This is a genomic window from Sphingobium yanoikuyae (assembly GCF_013001025.1).
Classification (GTDB): domain Bacteria; phylum Pseudomonadota; class Alphaproteobacteria; order Sphingomonadales; family Sphingomonadaceae; genus Sphingobium; species Sphingobium yanoikuyae_A.
The window spans coordinates 4458973-4482756 of the sequence record NZ_CP053021.1 but is presented as its reverse complement, the minus strand read 5'-3'; the positions used below and the strand labels follow the sequence as shown (position 1 = coordinate 4482756).

Genomic DNA, 23784 nt, shown 5'->3' with positions numbered 1-23784 from the left:
CCTGCCCCGGCGTTTCCCCATGCAGATAAAGCGGCTCAAGCTTTCGGGCTTCAAGAGCTTCGTCGATGCGACCGAATTGCGCATCGAGCCGGGCCTGACCGGCATTGTCGGCCCCAATGGCTGCGGCAAATCCAACCTGCTGGAAGCGATCCGCTGGGTGATGGGCGAATCCAGCGCCAAGTCGATGCGCGGCGGCGGCATGGAGGATGTGATCTTCGCCGGCACCACCAGCCGGCCGCAGCGCGACTTTGCCGAAGTGTCGCTGCTGACCATCCAGGAACAGGGCGAGCTGTTCAACGCGGTCGATGTCGGCGCCGATGGCGAACTGGAAGTCACGCGTCGGATCGAACGCGGCGCGGGCAGCGCCTATCGCGCCAATGGCAAGGATGTGCGCGCCAAGGATGTGGCGCTGATCTTCGCCGATGCCGCCACCGGCGCGCACAGCCCGGCGCTGGTCAGCCAGGGGCGGATCGCCGCCGTCATCGCCGCCCGGCCACAGGAACGGCGCGCCATGCTGGAAGAGGCGGCGGGGATCGCCGGCCTGCATGTCCGGCGCAAGGATGCCGAGCAGAAATTGCGCGCGGCCGAGGGCAATCTGGCCCGGCTGGACGAGATATTGGCCGACATGGACAGTCGTGCCGGCAATTTGCGGCGCCAGGCGCGCGCGGCGGAGCGCTATATCCGCCTGTCCGAACAGATCCGCATATCCGAGGGTCGCGTGATCTTCGCCCGCTGGCGCGAGGCCAATGCCAGTGCCGAAGCGGCGCGGGCCGAGGCGAAGCTGGCCGAGGCGACGGTGGGCGCGGCGCAGGAGGCGCTGACGGCGGCCAATGTCCATAGCGGCGCGGCCGTGACCGCGCTGGCCGAGCGGCGGGCGGAGGCATTGGCGACGCGCGATGCTGCCAGCGAATCCGGCCACCAGCTCAACACGCTGAAGGCAGAGCGCGACGGGGTGGTGCGCCGGCTGCATGACCTGGCGCAGCAGGCGGCGCGGCTGGACGAGGATCGCGAGCGCGAGGGCACGCTGGCCAATGACGCCGCCGAGGCGATTGCGCGGCTGACGGCCGAGGTCGCGAGCCTGAAGGGCCGGATTGCCGAGACCGAGGCGATGCGCCCCGATTTCGCCGCGCGTATCGCCCGCGCCGAGGATGGCGCGCGCGATGCCGAGCTGGACCTCGCCAAGGCGATGGCCAAGCAGGCGGGCGAGCAGGCCGAGCTGCGCGTGGCCGAGGCGGCACTGGCGGCGGCGCGCGACCGGCTGGGCCGGGCGGAGCAGGCGATGCGGCGGCTGGAGGGGGAGGCGGCGGCCTTGCCCGATGCCGCGCCGCAGGAAGCGAAGCGCGACGAGGCGGCAGCGGCGCAGGTCCGCGCCAATGACGATCGCGAGGCGGCGGAAGCGGCGATCGCGGCGGCCGAGACGGAACGGCAGGTGGCGAGCGAGGCGCGGGCGAGCGCAGAGGCCGCGCTGGCATCGGCGCGGGCGGCGCTGGCGGCACTGGACAGCGAGGCGACGGCACTGCGCAAGGCGATCGATGCCGGCGGCAGCGGCCGGGCGCGCGCGCTCGACCAGTTGAAGGCGGCACCGGGCTATGAGCGGGCGCTGGCGGCGGCACTGGGCGATGATCTGGAAGCACCGATCGGGGCGGAAGGGCCGCGTCGCTGGGCGGGTGCTGAAGCGTTGAAGGATGATCCCGGCTTGCCCGACGGCGCCAGCCCGCTGGCCGCGCATGTGACCGCGCCCGCAGCGCTGGCGCGGCGGCTGGCGCAGGTGGCGGTGGTGGAGAATGATACCGGCCAGGCGCTGCAGGTCGGCCAGCGGCTGGTGACGCTGGATGGGCAATTGCGGCGCTGGGATGGCTATGTCGCGGTCGAGGGTGGCGCGGTGGCCGCCGAACGGCTGATCCGCATCAACCGGCTGGAGGCGATCGATGCTGCGCGTCCGGCAGCGGCGCAGGCGGTCGAGGCGGCGCAGGCGGAGCAGGCCGAGGCCGGTGCGCGCGAGAAGGCGGCGGTGGATGCGCTGGCGGCCGGGCGCACCAAGCTGGGCGATGCCGACCAGCGGCTGCGCGCGGCCCTGCGCGCGGCGGACGAGGCGGCGGGCGCGCTGGAGCGGCTGAGCGGCAAGCGCGAGGCGATCGAGGAACGGCTGGCCGAGGCGCGGCGCGACCAGGGGGCGGCGCAGGCCGAGCATGACAAGGCGTCGTCCGCGCGAGCCGCCCTGCCCGATGGCGCCGAGACGCGGGCGCAGGTGGCGGCGCTGTCGCAGGCGAGCGAGAAGGCGCGCATGGCGGTCAGCCAGTTGCAGGCCGATCAGGCGCTGGCCGATCGGGCACTGTCGAGCGACCGCGAGCGCATGGCGGCGGCCGATGCCGAGGCCAAGGGATGGAACACCCGCGCCGGCGAAGCGGCCAAGCGCATCGCCGCCATGGCATCGCGCGGCGAGACGGTGGTGCAGGAGCGCGCCGCGATCGAGGGCCAGCCCGAGGCGCTGGGTGCCACGATCGCCACGCTGACCGAGGAGCGCGAGGCGCAGGTCGAACGCGCGGAACAGGCCCGCCGCGCCGAGATCGAGGCCGAGGCGACGCTGAAGGCGGCCGAAAAGCGCGCGGCCGATGCCGGCGAGGCGCTGGCCGGCGCGCGCGAGGCGCGGGCGACGGCGGTGGCGCGGGCCGAGGCGGCGGACGAGCGGCGGATCGAGACCAATCGCCTGTCGGGCGAGCGGTTCGAATGCCCGCCGCCGGTGCTGCCGGAGAAACTGGGCTTTCCCAGCGCCGACATCCGCATCGCCCAGAGCGAACAGGCCGAGCATGACCGCCTTTCGGCCGAGCGCGAGCGGATCGGCCCGGTCAATCTGGTCGCAGCGCAGGAGCTGGAGGAGCTGGAGACGATCCAGGCGACCAGCCGGTCCGAAAGCGCGGAACTGACCCAGGCGATCAACCAGCTGCGCGGATCGATCGGCAGCCTCAACCGCGAGGGGCGGCAGCGGCTGCTCGCGGCGTTCGAGGCGGTGGACGGCCATTTCCGCCGGCTCTTCACGACGCTGTTCAATGGCGGCCAGGCGCATCTGGAACTGATCGACAGCGACGATCCGCTGGAGGCGGGGCTGGAGATCATGGCCCAGCCGCCGGGCAAGAAGCTGGCGGCGCTGACCTTGTTGTCGGGCGGCGAGCAGGCGCTGACTGCGGTGGCGCTGATCTTCGGCCTATTCCTCACCAATCCGGCGCCGATCTGCGTGCTGGACGAAGTCGACGCGCCGCTGGACGATGCCAATGTCGAGCGTTTCTGTGACCTGCTCGACGCGATGGTCGCCCAGACCCGCACCCGCTACCTGATCGTCACCCATAATGCGGTGTCGATGGCGCGCATGCACCGGCTGTTCGGCGTCACCATGGTGGAGCGCGGCGTCAGCCGGCTGGTGTCGGTCAACCTGCACGGCGCCGAGGCGCTGCTGGCGGCGCAATGATTTTGTAGTTACAAATATTGACGACTCGCTGCGCCTTTGCGAGATTGTCGATGGCGTTTCCAATCCCGCCGGTAAAAAATGGGCAATCGGGGAGATTGGGACATGAAGATCAGTTTCGATCCGGCCAAACGCGCCAAGACATTGCAGATGCGGGGTCTGGACTTCGCCGATGCGCTGAAGGTGATGAGCGGCCCGATCCTGACGCTTGAGGATGATCGATACGATTATCCGGAACCTCGGTTTCAGACCTATGGCCTGCTGAACGAGCGACTGGTGATGATGGTCTGGATCGCAACCGACGATGGCATCCGGATCATCTCGATGAGAAAGTGCAATGACCGAGAGCAGAAAGCCTTTACCGACCGACTGGGATGATGATGACATTCCCGCATGGAGCGATGCGCAATTCGATCGCGCCGAGCTGCGGGTGGCCGGAAAAATCCTCCGTCCCGCCGATGGCACGCTCACCAAGCCCGGCCGGCCGAAATCGAACCAGCCCAAGCAGCAGGTGACGCTGCGGCTCGATCAGGCGGTGCTGGATGCCTTCCGCGCGACGGGGCCGGGCTGGCAGAGCCGGATCAATGCGCAATTGCGCAAGGCGCTGGGCCTCTAGGTGGTGTGGACTCTAAGGATTCCCATTTACGGAGAAGTCTGATTCAAGGCTGTCTTTTGGAGGCGGTTTTGGGTGTGATGGATCGATTGGTGCTGAGCGATGCGTCGTGGGAGCGGATGGCGCCGCTGATCATCGGGCGCCCTGAACAGAAGGGTTCGACGGGCCGGGACAATCGGATGTTCGTTGAGGCTGTGCTCTGGATCGTGCGGACGGGTTCCCCCTGGCGTGACCTTCCCGAAGTGTTTGGGGACTGGAACAGCGTTTTCCGGCGTTTCAGCCGATGGAGCGCGAAGGGTGTATGGTGGCGGATATTCGAGGCGATGTCCGATGATCCGGACTTCGAATATCTGATCGTCGATTCTACCGTGGTTCGTGCCCATCAACATGCGGCAGGGGCCAAAAAAGGGGGACTGAAGATCAAGCCATTGGCCGTTCCCGCGGTGGCCTGAGTACCAAGATCCACCTTGCGGTTCGCGGGCTGGGCTGCCCGGTCCGGTTCGCTCTCACCGCGGGTCATCGCGGCGATGTGCAGCAGGCCGCGCCGCTGATCGATGGACTGCCAGCCAAGGTGATCATGGCCGATACCGCCTACGATGCCGATCACTTCCGTCAGGCCATCGCCGCAAAGGGTGCTGTCGCTGTCATTCCCAGCAACCCGTCGCGCGCTCGCAAACATCCCCTCGACAAGCATCTCTACGCCCAGCGCCATCTCGTTGAATGCTGCTTCAGCAAACTCAAGCAGTTCCGGCGTGTCGCCACACGATTCGAGAAAACCGCTCGAAACTATCTCGCTGTCGTCACTCTCGCCGCTACCGTCCTATGGCTCAGGTAAGTGTCAACACCGCCTAGGAGCCGCCTTTCCGCGACTGGACCTTGCCGGTCGGCGTCGATTGCCGACTGTGGCGGCCTGATCACGGAGTTGTGCCATGGACCTGCCGCCCTTTGCCCTCGACCATTGGCTGTCGGCCTATGATTTCGCGGTGCCGCCGATCGCCTATAATCTGGCGTCGAGCACGGGGCCGCGCTGGAGCGTGGCGGAGATTTGCGCGCTGGGCGACGCGCCGCTGGCGATCGACGACACCGTGCTGAGCTATGCCCCGCCCGAGGGGAGCACGGCCTTGCGCGCGGCGATCGCCGCCTTTCATGACAGCGAAGCTGACAGGGTGGTGGTCACCACCGGATCGTCGGAGGCGCTGTCGATCTTCTTCTGCCTCGCGGCGCGACCGGGCGCGCATATGCTGATGCCGGATCCCGGCTATCCGGCCTATGCGGCGGTGGCGCAGGCCTGGGGACTGGGGACGCAGCACTATGCGCTGACACGAGAGACCGGCTTTGCGCAGGATGTGGATGCGATCCTGGCGCTGGTCGATGGCGACACCGCCGGGGTCGTGGTCAACACGCCGCACAATCCCAGTGGATCGGTGCTGCCGCGCGCGGAGATCGCACGGCTGGCGGCGGCGCTGGCCGAGCGCGGCGTGCCGCTGCTGGTCGACGAGGTCTATCATCCGCTCTATTTCGGCACGCCCCAGCAATCGGCCGCCGGCATCCCCAACGCCTATGTCACCAGCGACATGTCCAAGGCGCTGTCGCTGCCGGGGTTGCGGATGGGCTGGATCATCGCGCCCGACGACGCGCAGCGCGCCCGGATCATCGACGCGCGCAGTTATTTCACGATCAGCAGTTCGCCGCTGCTGGAGCGGCTGGCGACCCATGCGCTGGAGCATAGCGCAGCCATCACCGATCGGCTGAAGGCCGTTGCCACTGTCAACATCGCTGTCCTCGACCGGCTGATCGACGAGGCCGACGGCAAGCTGCAATGGGTGCGGCCACAGGGTGGCACCACCGCCTTTCCCTGGCTGGGCGACGGGCGCGACAGCCGGCCGCTGTGCGCGGCGCTGGCGGCGCAGGGCGTGCTGCTGGCGCCGGGTGACTGCTTCGGCCAACCGGCGCATATCCGGCTGGGCTTCGCGCAGCAGGCCGAAGGCTTCGCGATCGCGGTGGAGCGGATCGCGACTGCCCTCACCATAGTTTAGCTCCGGCCGAACCAGCCTTTCATCCGGCGGAACAGGCCGCGTTCGCTGACCGGTTCGAACATCTCGTCCGGGCCTTCGGGATCGAGCACCTCATTGTCGGCGAGCCAGGCCTGGACATCGGCGAGGTCCGGCACCTCATAGGGGCGCAGGGTGCGGCCGGGCTTGGTGCGCAATTCCTCGATCGCGGCGATCAGGCCGCGCTGGGCGATCACCGCCGACACACGCTCGCGCGGCAAATCGAGATGTTCGGCGATCAGGTCGTCGCGAATGGCGAGGATCGCATCCTGCCGGCCGTCATTGCCGGGCAGCGCGGTGTCGATCACCACGTCGCATTCGGTATCGAGCCGCATCGAGCGGTTGTTCATGTTGGACGATCCGACGCGGATCAGCCGATCGTCGACGATCAATATCTTGGCATGGACATAAATGGGGGCGCCGCGCGTGGTGAAGGGGTGGTAGATGCGCAGCTTGCCATGCGGGTCGCGCTCCTTGAGCGCCTCGAACAGGCGGGCGCGGGCGGTGTCCATCGCCTGCTGTTCCAGCCAGCCATCGGCCTGGAGCGGGTTGATGATGACGATGTCCGGTCCATCCGGATCGCCGAGCCGCTTGGCGATCGCCTCGGCAATGCGGCGCGAGGCGAAATATTGGCTTTCGGCATAGATGCAGTGCCGGGCGGCCGCGATCTGGTGGAGATAGAGCTTCTCGATCTCGATCAGTTCGTCCTGATCGTCCATCTTCGGCGCGGAGCGGGCGATGGCGACGTCGACATGCTCGAAATGGACCGGCAGCGCGTCGGGCCAGCAATCATATTCGCCCTCGACCGGGGCCAGCGCGTCACCGCCGGCGCCGACCCAGCGGGCGCGGGCATGGTCGCCCAGCGCCATCGCCACCGGCCCCTGCAACGCGGTCGTGGCATCATGCCAGGGGCCATAGGGAGAGCCATCGGGATGGCGGCGGGCCGGATCCTCGTCGCGATGATGGCGCGTGTCCCAGCGGTCGCCGGTCATGTCGATTCCGCCGCAAAAGGCGAAGCAATCGTCGATCACCACGATCTTCTGGTGATGCGAGGCGGCAGGCGGATGATGGCCGTCCAGCTTCACCGTGACGCGCGGATGGGCCATCCATTTGAGCGTGGTGAAGAGGTTGGTCGGCCGGACCATCGACTTCATCGCGCCCATGTCCCAACGCAACAGATAGATTTCCAGGTCCGGCGTGCGTTCCACCAGCCAGCTGATGAAGTCGCCGATCACCACCGGCGCGCCATCATCGGCCTGGTCCTCGCGGATCAGGCTGATCGCGGCGTCGAAATCCCAGCCGATCAGCATGATCCGCTTCTTCGCCTTCAGCATCGCGGCGCGGGCATGGCGGAAATAGGCGTCGGCATCGACGATCACGCTGGCGCGCACCGCCTGTTCGATGCGCCAGCAATCCGCGCCGGGGGTGGGAAGGCCGGTCATGCTCATGCGCCAGCACTCCCGACGACCAGACAGGCAAGGAACATCAGCAATCCTGCAAAACGGTTGGAGCGGAATTTGACGAGCGGATCGGTGCCGTCTTCCTTCAGCGTGCCGACCTGCCAGAGCAGATGGGCGGCCATCGGCACCAGCGCGACCAGCGCCAGCAGCTGCGGCCGGACCTGCCAGATGGCACTGGCCCAGAGCGCAAGCGCGACGAGATAGCAGAGCGTCACCCCGCCCCGGACATGGCGGCCCATCGACAGGGCGCTGGAGCCGATGCCGATCAGCGCGTCATCCTCCCGGTCCTGCAATGCATAGATGGTGTCATAGCCCAGCACCCAGAAGATGCAGCCGGCATAGAGGCACAGGCCCGGCAGGGTCAGCGCGCCGGCGATCTCGCTCCAGCCGACCAGCGCCGCCCAGGAAAAGACGATGCCGAGCCAGACCTGCGGCCAGCCGGTGATCCGCTTCATGAAGGGATAGGCGGCGACCAGCGCCAGCGAGCCGAGCGCCACGACCTGGGCATAGCCGCTGAGCTGAAACAGCACGATCAGGCCGATCAGGCAGAGCGCGAGCAGCCAGGCCCAGGCGGTCTTGACCGACATCGCGCCGCTGGCGAGCGGGCGGGCGGCGGTGCGCGCGACCCGCGCGTCGAGATCGCGATCGACGATGTCGTTGAAGACGCAGCCTGCGCCGCGCATCGCGATGCTGCCGAGCAGCAGCCAGAGGATCAGCGGCCAGCGGACAAAGGCGCCGCCCGCCAGCGCCACCGCCCAGGCGCCGGGCCAGAATAGCAGCCACCAGCCGATCGGCCGGTCGAGTCGGGCCAGCGAGGCCAGGATTCGCGGGGTTTCCGGCAGGCGCGCAAGCAAGCCGCGCGCTTCGCTGTCGGGGACGATCGACTGATTCACTGCAACTCCGTTCGTCCCGCGCTTGTCGGGAACGCGCTTTCCTCTTTAGGGAAGATCGGGCCGACGACAAGCGCGGCCGGAATGGACGAGACAAAATGACCGCTACCCCCGCCTGGCCGCCGCAGAGCGCCCCGCGCCTGCATGTCGAAACACTGCTGGGCGAAGGGGTCGCCGTGCCGGTGGACGGCAATGGCGCCCATTACCTCATCAGCGTGATGCGGGTGAAGCCGGACGATATCGTGCTGCTGTTCGACGGCAAGTCGGGCGAATGGGCGGCGCGGGCGCGCGATATCCGCAAGCGCGACCTGGTGCTGGAATGCGTGCAGCAAACCAAGCCGCCGGAGGTGGTGCCCGATTTCTGGCTGTGCTGCGCGCCGATCAAGAAGGGGCGGATCGACCTGATCGCGGAAAAGGCGTGCGAACTGGGCGTCGCGCGATTGCAGCCGGTGCTGACCCGGCGAGCGGTGGTCGACAAGCTCAATCTCGACCGGCTGCACGCCCATCTGGTCGAGGCAGCCGAGCAATGCGGGCGCACCGCCCTGCCCGAGCTGACCGAGATGGTGAAGCTCGACGCGCTGCTGAAGGGCTGGTCGGCCGAGCGACATCTGTTCTTCGCCGACGAGACTGGTGGGGCATCGCTGGACGAAACCTTGCGCGCCCATCCCGGCCCGGCGGCCTTCCTGGTCGGGCCGGAGGGCGGATTCGATCCGGCCGAGCGCGAGGCGATCCGGGCGACGCCGGGTGCCGTGCCGGTGTCGCTGGGCCCGCGAATCCTGCGCGCGGAGACGGCCGCGATCGCCGCGACGGCGGCCTGGATGACGGTGAATGGCGACTGGGGCTAATGGTTTTCTTCCGCAACCAATTGAAGCGGACATAGGCCTGCCTTATCTGTCGCATTCGCGCCTCGATTTGACGCGCAAAGGGGAAAGATTAAGGGCGGGGCATGAGCACCAGAACAGACTCGGGCGGACATGATCCCGTCATCGAAAGCCGCGACCAGCTGATCGCGGCCTTTGCCAAGGGCGCCAAGCCCAAGGATCGCTGGCGGATCGGCACCGAACACGAGAAATTCGTCTATTCGACGAAGGACCATCACGCCCCGGCCTATGAGGAAAAGGGCGGCATCCACACGCTGCTGATCGGCCTGACCCGCTATGGCTGGAGCCCGGTGTTCGAGGGCGACAATATCATCGCTTTGTCCGGCGCCGACGGCACGATCAGCCTGGAACCGGCGGGCCAGCTGGAACTCAGCGGTGCGCCGCTCGACAATCTGCACCAGACCTGCGCCGAGACCGGCCGCCATCTGGAACAGGTGAAATATGTCGGCGACATGCTGGGGCTGGGCTTCCTGGGCCTGGGCATGTGGCCGGACAAGACCCGCGCCGAGCTGCCGATCATGCCCAAGGGTCGGTACGACATCATGCTGCGGCACATGCCGCGCGTGGGATCGATGGGCCTGGACATGATGCTGCGCACCTGCACCATCCAGACCAACCTCGATTATGGCAGCGAGGCGGACATGGTGCAGAAGTTCCGCGTCTCGCTGGCGCTGCAGCCGCTCGGCACCGCGCTGTTCGCCAATTCGCCCTTCACCGAGGGCAAGCCCAACGGCTTCCTGTCCTATCGCAGCCATATCTGGTCGGACACCGACCCGCAGCGCACCGGCATGCTGCCCTTCGTGTTCGAGGATGGCTTTGGTTACGAGCGCTATGCCGACTATGCGCTCGATGTGCCGATGTATTTCGTCTACCGCGACGGCAAATATATCGATGCGGCGGGGCTTTCCTTCCGCGACTTCCTGGACGGCAAGCTGTCGGTGCTGCCGGGCGAGAAGCCGACCGAGAAGGATTGGGAGGATCATCTCTCCACCGCCTTCCCCGAAGTGCGCCTCAAGAGCTTCCTGGAAATGCGCGGGTCCGACGGCGGACCGTGGAATCGCATCTGCGCGCTGCCGGCCCTGTGGGTCGGCCTGCTCTATGACCAGGGCGCGCTCGACGCCGCCTGGGATCTGGTCAAGGACTGGAGCATGGAGGAGCGGCAGATACTGCGCGATTCCGTGCCGAAGCTGGGCCTCGACGCGCCGGTGTCGGGCGGGCGCACGCTGCGTGACATTGCGCCGCAGGTGCTGGATATCGCCCGCTCCGGTCTGGCCGCGCGTCAGCGGTTCAACGCTGCAGGCGACAATGAGACCGGCTATCTGTCGGCCCTCGATGAAGTGATCGCCACCGGCAAGACCCCGGCCGAGCGGCTGCTCGACCGCTATCATGGCGAATGGGGCGGCGATGTCAGCCGCGTCTATGCCGAGGAAAGCTTCTGATCCTACCCGGCCCGCCGGTCATTCGGCGGGCTGGGTTTCCCGTGGCGCGTCCGGCTTGCGGCCGACGACCCAGGCGAAGAAGCGCGGCACCGGCGCATTGCGCGCCATCCAGTCGCTATAGGCCTGATAGGCGGGATCGGCGGACAGATGCTGCTCCTCCGTCTTGGCCCGCCAATAATAGACAGCGTTGGTGACCCCCAGCAGCGCGCAATTGCGCACCATGTCGGTCAGGCTGCCGGTGGTGGTGAGGAAGGGCAGCGACGAGAACCACCAGAAGAGATTCTTGGTCAGATAGGCCGGGTGACGGGTCCAGCGATAGGGCCCATGGGTCAATATGCCGCGATGGGTGAGGTTGGAGAAGCGGATGCCGAAGACGACCGTCGCCCAGGCATAGATGGCGGTCAGCAGCACCAGCAAGGCGCCCAGCCCCCATTGCAGCGCCGGCATGCCCCGCGTCCAGACATCCCATTCGGCGCCGCCACCATGATAGTCGAACGGGCCGCCCGCTCCCATCATGACGAAGGGCGGATAGCAAAGCAAAGCCGCGAGCCAGCCGCCCAGATAGGGATTGGCGGTGCGAATATGCGAATCCAGCGGTTTCATCGTCAGCAGATAGCCGACCGTCGCCATGCAGACGTCGATCATGAACATGATGCCGATCAGGAAACCGGTCAGCGCGACCGGATTGTGCAGCAGGTCGTCGAGCCGCCAGTCGATGACGCTGGAAAAATTGCCCGGCACGATGCTGATCATGAAGGCGGTGAAAAAGCCCTTCACCGCCCAGGCGCGGGCATGATTGGCGACCTGCGCCATGTCCGCCTTGCCGGCCGCGCCGCCAATGACCCATTGGCCGAAGGCGAAACAGGCATCGCGCGGTTCGACCAGCCGGCGGTCGAGCCAGATGACATAGGGGATGGACAGCAAGAGCAGCCAGGGCGCCGCCGCCATCAGCAGGTCCATGGCGAAGCGATAGCTGCCGGTCCAATACCAGCGGCCAATGCAGTAGCAGACGGCAATCGCCAGCCATGTGGCCCACAGGCCCGCAATCTTCACCAGGCTGATGTCGAGCATGCTGCGGACCGAGCGGGCCGGCGCGTTCCAGTCGACGCCGGTGCTGGGGTTGCGATGCACCTTGTCCACCAGCAGCGACCAGAGCACCATCGGTATGCCACAGGCGACCACCGCGGCCAGACCCGCATTGGGACCGTTCATGCCATAATGGCGCGCCACCAGGGTCCACAGGCCGAGGCCGACGAGGCCGGCAATGCCGACACCATGGCTGACGGCGGATTTGGGGCAGGGATCGGCGCTCTTGCTCATGGGATCGGGCTTATAGCCGATATTGGTAAGCAAGCCATGAAGCCATCGCCTCAACCGCCCAGTACGTTGATGGTGAAGGCGAGGATGCCGAGGTTGAAGACGAAGGCCGCGAGGCAATGGAGCGTCACCGTGCGGCGCATCCCGGTCGAGGTGATCGACACGTCGGAGGTCTGGAAGGTCATGCCCAGGGTGAAGCCGAAATAGAGGAAGTCCCAATAGACCGGCTCGTCCGTGTCCGGGAAATCCAGGCCGCCCGCATCCTTGCCCTTCTCATCGGCGAGGTAGAAGGCATGGGCATAGTGCATCGCATAGACGAGGTTGGAAAAGAGCCAGGCGATGACGAGCGTCGCCAGCAGCAATATGATGCTTTCCGCATCGGGATGGCCCGGCGCGCTGGCGGCGACACCGACCGCGACTAGGATGACGATGCACACCACCCCGGTCAGCAGCAGCATCAGTTGCCGGTTCGCGTCATTGAGCACGGCCTTGCGCCGCATCTGGGCCGGATCGGAATCGATGAGCGGCACGGCGGCGAGGCAGAAGGCGATGGCGGCAAGGTCGAACCCGCCCATCACCGCCTCATGCCAGGGCAGCCACAGCATCAATGGCGCGATCGACAGCAGCAGCATGAGGAACATGCCATAGCGCCAGGGGAAGAGGGTGGATCGCTTCTGCGTCTTGGCCATGGCGCATCAAAGGCCCGAAAATGCCGCCGTGCAAGCGTTTAGAGCACGGTCGCCACCAGGCCGAGCGCGGCGGCCTCATTGGCTTCCAGATACCAGTTTTCCGGCGCGCGCTGCAGCACCTCCTCCATCGTCACCTGCGATCCCAGGATGAGATTGGCGAAGCCCTCATTCTGGATCGCGATCGATGCCTCGATCTCGTGCAGCGAGGCCTTCAATGTCGCGATGCAGGTGGAGAGCGGCCCTTCGAGATGGATATTCTTGGTGATGAGCCGCTCATGGATCATCAGCCGGGTGCCGCGCGTCAGATAGCGGTTCTCGGTGGCGAAGAAGCTCATGAAGGTGGCGCCGGCCGAATAGACGGCGGTCTTGCCGAGGAAGACCAGCCGCCGTTCGGGATAGAGATCCGAATGGAAGCGGATATCCTCCCCCATCATCCGCGCAATCTCCGGATCGCCACCCAAAGTGGAGATTTCCACCACCACCAGCCCCTGCTGCGGCGCGGTGGACAGGCAATTCTTGAAATGCAGATACATGCCATGGTCGACCACGCCCGACAGCATGATCGCGGGAAATTCGAAATCCTTCGGGGTCAGCATCGGCGCGGTCATCAGCATCGTCTCATGGTCCTCTGGCGGATGGCAATCGACCGGCATTACGCACGGGCCGCCATTTGGTGCCCGATCCGGCATGCGCTTTTGTCTGGCGCGGGGCGCAAGAGGCTGTAAAGAACAGATCATGACCATGGGGCAATGGCGATGATCGCGAAACTCAAAGGACGGCTGGACAGCACGGGCATCGACCATGCCATCATCGATGTCGGCGGGGTCGGCTATCTGGTCGGCGCGTCGTCGCGGACGCTGGCGGCGCTCGGCCCGGTGGGCGAAGCGGTGACCATCCATACCGAGATGCTGGTGGCCGAGGATTCGATCCGGCTGGTCGGCTTTGCCCGTGCCGAGGAGCGCGACTGGTACCGGCTGCTGACCCATGTGCAGGGCGTGGGATCGCGCGTGGCGCTGGCGATATTGTCGGCGCTGGAGCCGCTGGAGCTGCATCGTGCGATCATGATGGGCGACAAGGCGATGATCGCGCGCGCCAATGGCGTCGGCCCCAAGCTGGCCCAGCGCATCGTCAATGAGCTGAAGGACAAGATCGGCGCCGCCCCGGCCGGTGCGCCGGGCATGCCGGGCGTGGTCGCGCTGCCGACCGGCAGCTTTGCCGCCGATGCGCTGTCGGCGCTGCAGAATCTGGGCTTCAAGCCGGCCGAGGCGAGCGGCGCAGTGGCGGCCGCCGAAGAGGAACTGGGCGACGGCGCCAGCCTTGACGCGCTGGTCCGCCTGGCGCTGCGGAAGGCGGCGAAGTGACGGCCTTCCGCCAAGGCCGTCATGCTGAACTTGTTTCAGCATCCATGGCGCCGGCTGCACCGAACGGAGGCATCAATGAAGCAGCCGTGCGTCTATATTTTGGCGAGTCAGCCATACGGCACGCTCTACATCGGCGTGACCTCCAACTTGCTGGGCCGGATGATGCAGCATCGCGCAAGCAGGATGCCGAGCTTTACCGCTCGATATGGCGTGCATCGGCTTGTCCGTTACGAAGCCTGCGATACGATGGAACAGGCCATCCTTCGCGAAAAGCAGCTGAAACGGTGGCATCGCCAATGGAAAATCAATCTCATCGAAGCCGACAATCCGCAATGGAGCGATCTGGCGATGGAATTGGGATTGCCCCCCTTAAGTCCGTGACGGGGGCAGGATGGATGCTGAAACAAGTTCAGCATGACGAAATGAGTGATATCCGCTGATGAGCGAAGAGGATCGCCTGATCACCCCGGCCCGCCGGGCGGAGGATGTCGATGCGGCGCTGCGGCCCAAGTCGCTCGACGAATTTGTCGGGCAGCAGGCGGCGCGCGAGAATCTGCGTATCTTCATCCAGGCGGCGCGCACCCGTGGCGAGGCGCTGGACCATGTGCTGTTCTTCGGCCCGCCGGGGCTTGGCAAGACGACGCTGGCGCAGATCGTCGCCAAGGAAATGGGCGTGGGTTTCCGCGCCACGTCCGGCCCGGTGATCGCCAAGTCCGGCGACCTGGCCGCCTTGCTCACCAATCTGGACGAGGGCGATGTCCTGTTCGTCGACGAGATTCACCGGCTCAATCCGGCGGTCGAGGAAGTGCTCTATCCCGCGATGGAGGACCGGGCGCTCGACCTGATGATCGGCGAGGGACCGTCGGCCCGATCGGTGCGCATCGACCTGCCGCGCTTCACCCTGGTCGGCGCGACCACGCGCCAGGGTCTGCTGACGACGCCGCTGCGCGATCGGTTCGGCATTCCGGTGCGGCTGCAATTCTATACCGTTGACGAGCTGGAACTGGTGGTCCGGCGCGCGGCGCGGCTGCTGGACCTGGCGATCACGTCGGACGGCGCGATCGAGATCGCCCGCCGGTCGCGCGGGACGCCGCGCATCGCCGGGCGGCTGCTGCGCCGGGTGCGCGACTTTGCAAATGTCGCCGGCGCGCCGACCGTCGATGCCAAGGTGGCGGACGCCGCCCTGCAGCGGCTGGAGGTCGATCATCTCGGCCTCGACCTGATGGACCGGCGCTATCTGCACATGATCGCCGACATTTATCGTGGCGGGCCGGTGGGGGTCGAGACGCTGGCGGCCGGTCTGTCCGAAGCGCGCGACACGATCGAGGAAGTGGTCGAACCCTATCTGATCCAGTTGGGGCTGATCGCCCGCACCGCGCGGGGCCGTTGTCTCAACGGGCCGGGCTGGAAACATCTGGGCCTCAATCCCCCGGCCGGGTCGCAGGACGGGCTGTTCGACTGATCCCATTGGCGCTTGCGCCATTCGGCCAGCCTTTCTAGAGCGCGCGCTTTCCCGATTCGACGCAGCGATATGCGCCGAAACCGGTTATTGTGCATGGCCGTTACGGCAAGGCCGGGCTATAGCCAGCTGGCGCTGCAGGCGCGCGGCAGACGCGCCGATGTAAGAGGAGTTGAGCCTGTGAGGGCGATCGAACGTTTCCCCAATCTGGTCACCATGTTCTTTGCCCGCGCCAAGGAAAAGGGCGACGCGCCCTTCCTGTGGCGCAAGACACAGGGGACATGGCAGTCGCTGAGCTGGGCCGAAGTCGCGCGCCAGGTGGCAGCGATGGCGGCCGGGCTGAAGGCGGAAGGGCTGAAGCCCGGCGACCCGGTGATGCTGGTCAGCGAAAATCGCCCGGAATTCTGCATCGCCGACCTCGCCATCATGGCGGCCGGCTGCATCACGGTGCCGACCTACACCACCAATACGACGCGCGACCATCAGCATATCCTGACCGACAGCGGCGCACGCGCGGTGATCGTGTCGACCGCCAAGCTGGCGACGACGCTGATGCCGGCGGTGCTGCGATCGCAGGTCAGCCTGGTGATTCCGATGGAGCCGATCCGCGGTGCGCAGGGCAATTATACGTGCCGCCTGTGGTCCGACCTGATCGCCGCCCATCCGGCCGATGTCGATGCCTGTGCGCTGGCCCAGACCGCCGCGCGCAGCGACCAGGCTTGCATCATCTATACCAGCGGTACCGGCGGCGCCCCGCGCGGCGTGATGCAGCATCATGGCGCGATCCTGGCCAATGTCGAAGGCGCTGGACAGGTGGTGCTGGAGGATTTCGGCTGGGGCGACGAGGTTTTCCTGTCCTTCCTGCCCCTGAGCCACGCCTATGAGCATAGCGGCGGCCAGTTCCTGCCGATGCTGCTGGGCGGGCAGATCTATTATGCCGAAGGGCTGGAGAAGCTGGCCAGCAATATCGAGGAAGCCCGGCCGACCATCATGGTCGTGGTGCCGCGCCTGTTCGAGGTGCTGCGCACCCGCATCATCAAGTCGATCGAGAAGCAGGGCAAATTCCCCACCTATCTGCTCAACCAGGCGCTACGCATCGCCGCCAAGGAGCAGCATGGCAAGTCGTCGATCGTCGACCTGCCGATGAAGGCGCTGCTATCGCGCACCCTGATCCCCAAGATTCGTGCCCGTTTCGGCGGGCGGATGAAGGCGCTGGTGTCGGGCGGCGCGCCGCTGAACCCGGATGTCGGCCTGTTCTTCGAGGCGATGGGGTTGATGCTGCTGCAGGGCTATGGCCAGACCGAGGCCGGCCCGGTGATCAGCTGCAACCGCCCCGCCGCCGGCATCGCGATGGACACGGTCGGCCCGCCGCTGGACGGGGTCGAGGTCAAGATCGCCGAGGATGGCGAGATATTGGTGCGCGGCGAGCTGGTGATGCACGGCTATTGGCGCAACCCGGCCGAGACCGAGAAGGTGCTGAAGGATGGCTGGCTGCACACCGGCGACATTGGCGAGATCGACGATCGCGGCCGCATTCGCATCACTGACCGCAAGAAGGATCTGATCGTCAACGACAAGGGCGACAATGTGTCGCCGCAGAAAGTCGAGGGCATGCTGACGCTGCAACCGGAGATCGGCCAGGCGATGGTCTATGGCGATCGTCGCCCGCATCTGGTCGGCCTGCTGGTGCCGGATTCGGAATGGACGATGGAATGGGCGGCCGCCAATGGCCGGCCGATCAAGGGCATCACCGATGATCCGACCTATCTGGCGGCGCTGCGCGCGGCGGTCGATCGGGTCAATGACGATCTGTCGGTGATCGAGCGGGTGCGCCGCTTCATCCTGGCGGATGAGCCGTTCGCGATCGAAAATGAGGAACTGACGCCGTCGATGAAGATCCGGCGCCATGTCATCCGCAAACGCTATCAGGACCGGCTGGACGCGCTCTACAAGGGGTAGGCGCGTCCAATCGGGCTTATGGGGCCGGCGGACGATAGGGAATGAAATCGCCCAGCGCGCAATTGCCGGTCGGAATGCCGATCGTCAGATCCGCGCTGCTCGTGATGTCGCCCCGGCAATATTGCGAGCCGAAGGTGCGCACGATCATCGTGTCGCCCCTCGCCAGGCCATTACAGCTGCCGATCAGTTCATTCTTGTAGATGAGCTTGCGGCTGACCCGATAGAGCAGCGTATTGCCGCTGATGACGGTGAAATTGGTCTGCGGCTCGCGATTGACGCAGGTCACCTTGTCGCCCGGCACCAGGCCGGCCAGCGCCTTGTCCATCTTGGCCGCCTGCTTCTCGGTCAGCGGCGTGGGCTCATAAGTGCCGCTGCAGGCCGCCAGCGCGAGCGGGGCCAGACATATCCATGCGCGCATCGCCTCTCTCCATCCATGTCCTTGCAAACAGGACGCCATGATAACGCGGAATCCGTCGAGGACCGCGCCTAAAATGCGTCCTTGCCGGCGCGCCGTTCCGCCAGTTGGGCGACGTCCCGCGCGCGCATGAAGATGTTGGTGTCGCGTTCCAGCGCGATCGTCGTGGGCACTGTCGGCTCGCCATGCGCACGGGCTGCAACGACGTCCGCCATGCGTGCCTGAAGCGCGGCATTGTCCGGCTCCACCGTCAGCGCGAAGCGGCCGTTGCTCTCCGTATATTCATGGGCGCAATAGACGATGGTATCGCCCGGCAGCGCCTTGAACCGCTGCATATTGGCGAACATCTGCGCCGCCGTCCCTTCGAACAGGCGGCCGCAGCCCATGGCAAAGAGCGTGTCGCCAACGAAGAGGATCGCGTCATCGGCCAGATGATAGGCGATATGGCCGGCGGTATGGGCGGGAACGGCCATCACCATGGCGACATGATCGCCGATGCGGACGCTGTCCCCCTCCCCCACTTGCCGGTCGAGCGTGTCGATCTTAGCCGCTTCGGCCGCCGGGCCGGTGATGATGCAGCCGGTCTCCGCCTTGATACCGGCATTGCCGCCGACATGATCGGGGTGCCAATGGGTGTTCCAGATCTGGTCGATGGTCCAGCCGCGTTCCGCAGCCGCCGCCAGCACGGGGTCGGCGACCGACGGGTCGACCGCGACCGTCTGGCCGCTGGCATCATCATGCAGCAGCCAGACATAATTGTCCGAGAGGACGGGGACGCGGACGACCTGCAGCATCGGCTTACCAGGCCCCGATATTGGGCATCGACACCCAGGGTTCGGCCGGGTCGAGCCGGCCGTCCTGCAGCAGTTCGACCGAGATATTGTCGGGGGTGCGGATGAAGGCCATGTGGCCATCGCGCGGCGGGCGGTTGATGGTGATGCCGGCGTCCATCAGCCGCTGGCAGGTCTCGTAGATATTGTCGACCTGATAGGCGAGATGGCCGAAATTGCGGCCGCCATCATAGACTTCCACCGGGCTGCCATCCTGCGGCGGCCAGTTGTAGGTGAGTTCCACCTGCGCGTCCTCGTCACCCGGCGCGGCCAGGTAAACGAGGGTGAAGCGGCCCGCCTCGCTGTCGAACCGCTTGACCTCCTTGAGGCCGAGCAGCTCGAAAAAGCCGATAGTCTTGTCGAGATCCGTGACGCGGATCATCGTGTGCAGATATTTGAGCAAGGCTTTCTCCGTTCGTCGCCATAAAGCAACGGTTCATCGGTAGATTGGCAGATAGTTCCCTAGATAGGACCGGGACCGGCCCGGCGGAAGAGGAAAGCGATCATGGCTCTGGAAATGCGGGACAAGGTGCTTCTGGGTTCGGCGGCGGTACTGGCGATCGGCGTGATCGCAGGCGGCTACCTGCTGGGTGACGGCCTCAAGCGCGCCAGGGCGGCGGACCGGTCGGTCACGGTGCGGGGCCTGGCCGAGAAGGACGTGACCGCCGACCTTGCCACCTGGTCGATCAGCTATTCGGCGACCGGCACCGACCTGCCGACGGTACGGGCGGAAATCGATGCCAATACCCAGGAACTGAAGGCCTATTTCTCCAGCCTGGGGTTCAAGCCCGATGCGCTGACCCCGGTCGGCGCGGGCGTGAACCAATATCTCAACAATGGCATCAACAATATCACCATCACCCAGCGGATGCTGCTGCGCACCACCGACATTGCCCGCGCCCAGCGCGCCGTCGCGCAGCAGTTCGACCTGGTCCGGCGCGGCGTGACGCTGCAGGAAGGATCGGGGATGCGCTACAGCTTCACCAGGCTCAACGACCTCAAACCCCCGATGGTGGCGGCGGCGACGCGGGATGCGCGCGCGGCGGCCGAGCAGTTCGCCAAGGATTCAGGGTCCGGCGTGGGCGGCATCAAGAGCGCGACCCAGGGCTATTTCTCGATCGATCCGCGCGATGGCGAGGGCGGCGACGGATCGAGCGACACGCCCTACAAGAAGGTGCGCGTCGTCACGACCGTGGATTTCTACCTGAAATAGGGTCAGCAGCGGCCCCGGCGGCGGTCCTTCTTCGAACAGTCGCTCTTGTCGCCGATGATCGCGCCGGCAGTGCCACCGATGACAGCGCCCTCGGTGGTGCCGAGACCGGTCGCGCTGCCGATCACCGCGCCGCCTGCGCCACCGATCAGGCCGCCACGGGTTGCGCCGCGCGAGCAGGCCGTGAGCGAGGTCGCGCCAGCCAGCAACAGGCCAAGCGCTATCATGCGGGAAAATTTGCCAGTCATATCATCACCATCCGTTCCGTTATCCCGCTCGGTCGGCGAACGGGCGGGATCGGACGAGGGTTCCGTGACAAAGTCTTGCTGATCAATCAGCCCGCCGGCTTGGGTGCCGTTGCCGCCGGTTCCAGACGTCCCAGATTTTCCGCCGCTGCCTTGCCGGCCGGTGCATCCGGCGCCAGCTTCACCGCCCGCTGCCAGGCCGAGCGGGCGATGTCGGCATGGTCGGTCAGGACAGCGATATTGCCCTCCTCCAGCGCGACCGAGGCATCATCGGGCGACAATTGCACGGCGCGAGCGATATGCGCCTGGGCCAGTGACAGTTCGCCGGTGCGGCGCGCCAGCGTGGCCGACAACAGCCAGGCGAGCGGATCCTTGGGCGCCTGGGCAAGCGCGGTGTCGAGCGAACCGCGCGCGCCATCGACATCGCCCAGCGCCACCAGCGCACGGGCGCGATCGAGATGCAGTTCGCCCTTTTCCATGCCGTCGGGCAGGCCACGCGCCAGTGCCGCGTCGAAATCCTCCCGCGCCTTCTTCGCGTCGCCGCTGGCAAGGGCGGCATTGCCGGCCTGGCCCCAGAGGCGTGCGCTCTGCACGATCTCGCCGCCGCGCTCGGCTTCCTCAGCTGCCTGTTCGAAGGCGACGATCGCCGGCCCCCAGCGCTCCGCCCGCGACAGGGCAAAGCCCATGCAGTGGCGGGCGTAGAAGCTGCCGCCGTCGATCCGCCAATTCTGGGCGAAGGTGATTGCCTTGTCGGGCGATTCCAGCGCCTGGTCGAGGCAGGCCTGGAACGGCCCGGCAAATTTAGCCGGGACCGGGATGCGGCCGTCGGCATCGGGCGCCGAACGGGCGGCCGCGGCCTGCTGTACCGACGCTGCGGAGGCGGCCGCCGCTGCAGCATCCTCCTTCTTCTTGCGGCTGTTGCGCATCACCGCCTCGATCTCGGGATCATAGGCCTGCATGAACATCAGGAGGGGGAGGATGACGGGCATCAGCGATTGTCCAGAAGAGCGGCGACGGTGCGGATCAGCAGGGCGACGTCGCCGTCGCGGGAAAGGCGATGGTCGCCATCCTTAATGAGCAGCGTCTGCACATCGGATGAACGCAGCCGATCGGCCGTACGCAACGCGATCTCCCAGGGGACATCCGTATCGCACTGGCCCTGGAGCAGCCGGACCGGGCAGTCGATCGCGATTGCATCGTCCAGCAGCCTATGCGCCTGGCCGGACTGCCAGAAGGCCAGCGTCGTTACATAGGGATGGTCGCCATAGGGCGTGGGTTCCTCGATCCGCCCCTCGGTCGCCAGCAGCGCCTTGTCGGCGTCGGTAAAGCCCCACTCCGTGAAGTCGGGCGCGGCGGCGATGCCGACCAGTCCCATGACCCGTTCCGGGCGCGCCAGCGCGATCAGCAGCGCCAGCCAGCCGCCCATCGACGATCCGGCCAGCAGCAGCGCCCCCTGCGTCAGCCCGTCGATCAGGGCCAGCGCATCGTCACGCCAGCTGGCGAGCGTGCCCTCCTCGAACCGGCCATCGCTGGCGCCGCAACCGGCATAGTCGAGCCGCAGCATCGCCCTGCCCTGTTCGCCCGCCCACGCGTCGAGCGCGATCGCCTTGCTGCTCTCCATGTCGGACATGTAGCCCGGCAGGAAGAGGATGGTCGGCCCCCGGCCCGGACGATGGCGATAGGCGAGGCGCAACCCGTCGGCACGCGCGAGAAATTGGAGGGAAGATTCGGGCGCGTTCAAGTTTCAAAGGCTCCATCGCTGTGGACCGGGGCACGGCATGGCCCCGGATTGCCATGTTTTGACGGCAAAAATAGCCCTTTCCCGTGAAAGTTCAAAAAAAACGCATTGCCGCGTTGACAGGTCTGGAGGCCGCCGTTAGAGGCGCACTCCTACCCCGTGCCCAGATGGCGGAATTGGTAGACGCACCAGCTTCAGGTGCTGGCGATCGCAAGGTCGTGGAGGTTCGAGTCCTCTTCTGGGCACCAATACTGGCTCTGGATACGTCCAGATAAGTCCAGTAAGCGGCTGGTTTCACAGCATTTCTAGACCGAGAATCGCCAGACACCGTCCGGCGACGTCCGGCTGAGAGCACCAGAAACCACCCCCCTTTGGTGGTTCTTTTGTGGTCCACGGATCGACCCGGCTTTGCTGGGAAAACGACCATGCTGACCTACATCCAGATCAACGCCGCCAAGCCGAGGGACAAGGAGTACGCCCTCTCCGATTCTCAAGGCCTCTATCTCACCGTCCGGCCAAATGGCTCGAAGCTGTGGCGCTTCAAGTACCGTTTCTTGGACAAGCAGAAGACGCTTCATCTCGGAGGGTGGCCGACCATAAGCTTGGCGGATGCCCGCGTCCGGCGCGACGATGCCAAGAAGCTCGTGGCGAACGGGATCGATCCTGCACTGGAGAAGAAGCGCTCTCGCATCGCTGCCAAGTATGCTGCGGCCAACACCTTCCAGGCGGTGGCCGAGGAATGGCTCGTCAAATGCGAGCGGGACGGCCTTGCGAAGGTGACGATCGAAAAGATCGCGTGGCTACTTGCGAAAGCGTACCCCGTGATCGGCAGCATCCCTATCGCGCAGATCACACCGCACGAGGCGCTCGCGGTTCTGCGGAAGGTCGAGGCTACCGGAGCCTATGAAAGCGCGCGGCGGATGCGAAGCGTGCTGAGCCGCGTCTTCCGCTATGGCGTGGCGACGGTTCGCTGCGACAAGGACGTGGCGGCCGATCTGCGCGGCGCTATCGCAGCGCCGAAGGTCAAGCATTTCGCCGCGATCACGAGGCCGTCCGAGGTCGGCAAGCTGCTCCGGGCGATCGACGGCTACAGCGGGCACAAGGTGACGGTCATGGCCATGCGGCTGTCGCCGCATGTTCTTCTCCGCCCCGGCGAACTCAGGCAGGCCGAATGGACCGACATCGACTGGGAAGAGGCGGTCTGGTTCATCCCGGCCGATCGGATGAAGATGCGCCGGCCGCATCGAGTACCGTTGTCACGACAGGTAATCGCGATGCTCAAGGAACTCCACGAGCACACCCACTGGTGGAAATACCTGTTTCCGTGCCTCGGCAAGCCGCGCAAGGCGATGTCGGAGAATGCGGTCAACCAGGGCCTCCGCAAGCTTGGCTACACAACCAACGAGATGACCGCGCATGGCTTTCGGGCGATGGCGGCTACCCTGCTCAACGAGATGGGCCAGTGGAATCCCGATGCGATCGAGCGCCAGCTTGCACATGTGGACACCAATCAAGTCCGGCGCGCCTACGCACGCGGCGAATATTGGGATGAGCGCGTGGTTATGATGCAGCACTGGTCCGACTATCTCGATATCCTACGAGACGGGGGCAAGGTGTTGCAGGGCAATTTCCCGAGTGCTAGGCGGGTAGGATGAGGTGGCTTTCACTCGACGCTTTTAATGGCTGTTGTGGAAGTCACGAAGGGCCTTCGTGGCGGTTATATCAGTCATAGCTTGCAAAGCGAGGCGCATTGGGATAATGACCGTT

At 66.0% G+C, this 23784-nt stretch carries 24 protein-coding genes and 1 tRNA gene; 14 read left to right on the top strand and 11 right to left on the bottom strand.

Annotation, left to right across the window (positions count from 1 at the left end; translation table 11 throughout):
* The first annotated feature begins 19 nt into the window (after positions 1-19).
* The 5 genes from smc (at position 20) to HH800_RS21615 (ending at position 6109) form a co-directional block, all read left to right on the top strand.
* A complete protein-coding gene (gene smc / locus HH800_RS21635; RefSeq protein WP_169862317.1) occupies positions 20-3463 on the top strand; it encodes a chromosome segregation protein SMC in 3444 nt (1147 codons plus the stop codon).
* A gap of 102 nt (positions 3464-3565) precedes the next feature.
* On the top strand, positions 3566-3838 hold the full coding sequence (locus tag HH800_RS21630) for a BrnT family toxin (RefSeq protein ID WP_169862315.1): 273 nt from the start codon (positions 3566-3568) through the stop codon (positions 3836-3838).
* Positions 3798-4076 carry a BrnA antitoxin family protein gene (locus tag HH800_RS21625; RefSeq protein ID WP_169862314.1) on the top strand — a complete coding sequence of 93 codons (279 nt, stop codon included), beginning with the start codon at positions 3798-3800 and terminating at the stop codon, positions 4074-4076. Before HH800_RS21630 ends, HH800_RS21625 begins: the two co-directional genes overlap by 41 nt.
* A 68-nt stretch (positions 4077-4144) precedes the next feature.
* Positions 4145-4908 (top strand): IS5 family transposase gene (locus tag HH800_RS21620; RefSeq protein WP_169863298.1). Its coding sequence is split into 2 segments (ribosomal slippage): positions 4145-4480 and positions 4483-4908, totalling 762 coding nucleotides; the frame shifts between segments, so codons are not numbered across the junction.
* 94 nt (positions 4909-5002) lie between these two features.
* Positions 5003-6109, top strand: a complete 1107-nt coding sequence (locus tag HH800_RS21615; protein WP_169862312.1) for a pyridoxal phosphate-dependent aminotransferase — start codon at positions 5003-5005, stop codon at positions 6107-6109.
* Here the strand turns inward: HH800_RS21615 and HH800_RS21610 are convergent.
* Together HH800_RS21610 and ubiA are read right to left on the bottom strand one after the other, a co-directional pair.
* The gene (locus HH800_RS21610) at positions 6106-7572 is read right to left on the bottom strand and encodes a phospholipase D-like domain-containing protein (protein WP_169862310.1); all 1467 of its coding nucleotides are present in this window, start codon (positions 7570-7572) and stop codon (positions 6106-6108) included. The two genes, HH800_RS21615 and HH800_RS21610, sit on opposite strands and share 4 nt — an antisense overlap.
* The gene (gene ubiA, locus HH800_RS21605; protein WP_169862308.1) at positions 7569-8477 is read right to left on the bottom strand and encodes a 4-hydroxybenzoate octaprenyltransferase; all 909 of its coding nucleotides are present in this window, start codon (positions 8475-8477) and stop codon (positions 7569-7571) included. Before ubiA ends, HH800_RS21610 begins: the two co-directional genes overlap by 4 nt.
* A gap of 95 nt (positions 8478-8572) precedes the next feature.
* Here ubiA and HH800_RS21600 point away from each other — a divergent pair, with 95 nt between their 5' ends.
* A complete protein-coding gene (locus HH800_RS21600; protein ID WP_169862306.1) occupies positions 8573-9319 on the top strand; it encodes a 16S rRNA (uracil(1498)-N(3))-methyltransferase in 747 nt (248 codons plus the stop codon).
* Between the two features lie 101 nt (positions 9320-9420).
* Positions 9421-10794 (top strand): glutamate--cysteine ligase, encoded by a 1374-nt coding sequence (locus HH800_RS21595; protein WP_169862304.1) that lies wholly within the window; start codon positions 9421-9423, stop codon positions 10792-10794.
* A gap of 18 nt (positions 10795-10812) precedes the next feature.
* On the opposite strand, the gene HH800_RS21590 is transcribed toward HH800_RS21595, so the two are convergent.
* Genes HH800_RS21590 through HH800_RS21580 form a run of 3 tightly spaced genes read right to left on the bottom strand, consistent with a single transcriptional unit; the run spans position 10813 to position 13414 of the window.
* Positions 10813-12114 carry a methyltransferase family protein gene (locus tag HH800_RS21590; protein ID WP_169862302.1) on the bottom strand — a complete coding sequence of 434 codons (1302 nt, stop codon included), beginning with the start codon at positions 12112-12114 and terminating at the stop codon, positions 10813-10815.
* A gap of 50 nt (positions 12115-12164) precedes the next feature.
* Positions 12165-12800, bottom strand: coding sequence for a DUF1345 domain-containing protein (locus HH800_RS21585; protein WP_125998806.1), 636 nt, complete (start codon positions 12798-12800; stop codon positions 12165-12167).
* 38 nt (positions 12801-12838) lie between these two features.
* Positions 12839-13414 (bottom strand): hypothetical protein, encoded by a 576-nt coding sequence (locus HH800_RS21580; protein ID WP_004209285.1) that lies wholly within the window; start codon positions 13412-13414, stop codon positions 12839-12841.
* A 141-nt stretch (positions 13415-13555) separates the two neighbouring features.
* Between HH800_RS21580 and ruvA the strand changes: the two genes are divergently transcribed.
* The 4 genes from ruvA (at position 13556) to HH800_RS21560 (ending at position 17579) form a co-directional block, all read left to right on the top strand.
* On the top strand, positions 13556-14161 hold the full coding sequence (gene ruvA / locus HH800_RS21575) for a Holliday junction branch migration protein RuvA (protein ID WP_037513240.1): 606 nt from the start codon (positions 13556-13558) through the stop codon (positions 14159-14161).
* 75 nt (positions 14162-14236) lie between these two features.
* A complete protein-coding gene (locus tag HH800_RS21570) occupies positions 14237-14542 on the top strand; it encodes a GIY-YIG nuclease family protein (protein WP_004209283.1) in 306 nt (101 codons plus the stop codon).
* Between the two features lie 58 nt (positions 14543-14600).
* A complete protein-coding gene (gene ruvB / locus HH800_RS21565) occupies positions 14601-15623 on the top strand; it encodes a Holliday junction branch migration DNA helicase RuvB (RefSeq protein ID WP_004209282.1) in 1023 nt (340 codons plus the stop codon).
* Between the two features lie 177 nt (positions 15624-15800).
* Positions 15801-17579 (top strand): AMP-dependent synthetase/ligase, encoded by a 1779-nt coding sequence (locus tag HH800_RS21560; protein ID WP_169862300.1) that lies wholly within the window; start codon positions 15801-15803, stop codon positions 17577-17579.
* A gap of 16 nt (positions 17580-17595) precedes the next feature.
* Here the strand turns inward: HH800_RS21560 and HH800_RS21555 are convergent, their stop codons facing one another.
* The 3 genes from HH800_RS21555 to HH800_RS21545 all read right to left on the bottom strand — a co-directional run bounded on the left by HH800_RS21555 (position 17596) and on the right by HH800_RS21545 (position 19227).
* Positions 17596-17997: a hypothetical protein gene (locus HH800_RS21555; protein WP_037513228.1), complete on the bottom strand. Its 402-nt coding sequence runs from the start codon at positions 17995-17997 to the stop codon at positions 17596-17598.
* A 68-nt stretch (positions 17998-18065) separates the two neighbouring features.
* A complete protein-coding gene (gloB, locus tag HH800_RS21550; protein ID WP_097384959.1) occupies positions 18066-18788 on the bottom strand; it encodes a hydroxyacylglutathione hydrolase in 723 nt (240 codons plus the stop codon).
* 4 nt (positions 18789-18792) lie between these two features.
* Positions 18793-19227: a VOC family protein gene (locus HH800_RS21545; RefSeq protein WP_010337536.1), complete on the bottom strand. Its 435-nt coding sequence runs from the start codon at positions 19225-19227 to the stop codon at positions 18793-18795.
* 102 nt (positions 19228-19329) lie between these two features.
* On the opposite strand from HH800_RS21545, the gene HH800_RS21540 reads away from it, so the two are divergent.
* Positions 19330-20037 (top strand): SIMPL domain-containing protein, encoded by a 708-nt coding sequence (locus tag HH800_RS21540; RefSeq protein WP_169862298.1) that lies wholly within the window; start codon positions 19330-19332, stop codon positions 20035-20037.
* 2 nt (positions 20038-20039) lie between these two features.
* On the opposite strand, the gene HH800_RS21535 is transcribed toward HH800_RS21540, so the two are convergent.
* From HH800_RS21535 to HH800_RS21525, 3 genes are all read right to left on the bottom strand, one after another.
* Complete coding sequence (locus tag HH800_RS21535; RefSeq protein WP_017502860.1) at positions 20040-20261, bottom strand: hypothetical protein; 222 nt, start codon at positions 20259-20261, stop codon at positions 20040-20042.
* 107 nt (positions 20262-20368) lie between these two features.
* Entirely contained in the window at positions 20369-21268 is a 900-nt protein-coding gene (locus tag HH800_RS21530; protein WP_169862296.1) for a tetratricopeptide repeat protein, read from the bottom strand.
* Positions 21268-22020: an alpha/beta fold hydrolase gene (locus tag HH800_RS21525; RefSeq protein WP_169862295.1), complete on the bottom strand. Its 753-nt coding sequence runs from the start codon at positions 22018-22020 to the stop codon at positions 21268-21270. The genes HH800_RS21530 and HH800_RS21525 overlap by 1 nt, the downstream gene beginning before the upstream one ends.
* A 158-nt stretch (positions 22021-22178) precedes the next feature.
* On the opposite strand from HH800_RS21525, the gene HH800_RS21520 reads away from it, so the two are divergent.
* Positions 22179-22265 (top strand) — tRNA-Leu (locus tag HH800_RS21520).
* Between the two features lie 177 nt (positions 22266-22442).
* On the top strand, positions 22443-23672 hold the full coding sequence (locus tag HH800_RS21515) for a tyrosine-type recombinase/integrase (RefSeq protein WP_169862294.1): 1230 nt from the start codon (positions 22443-22445) through the stop codon (positions 23670-23672).
* Positions 23673-23784: the final 112 nt, after the last annotated feature.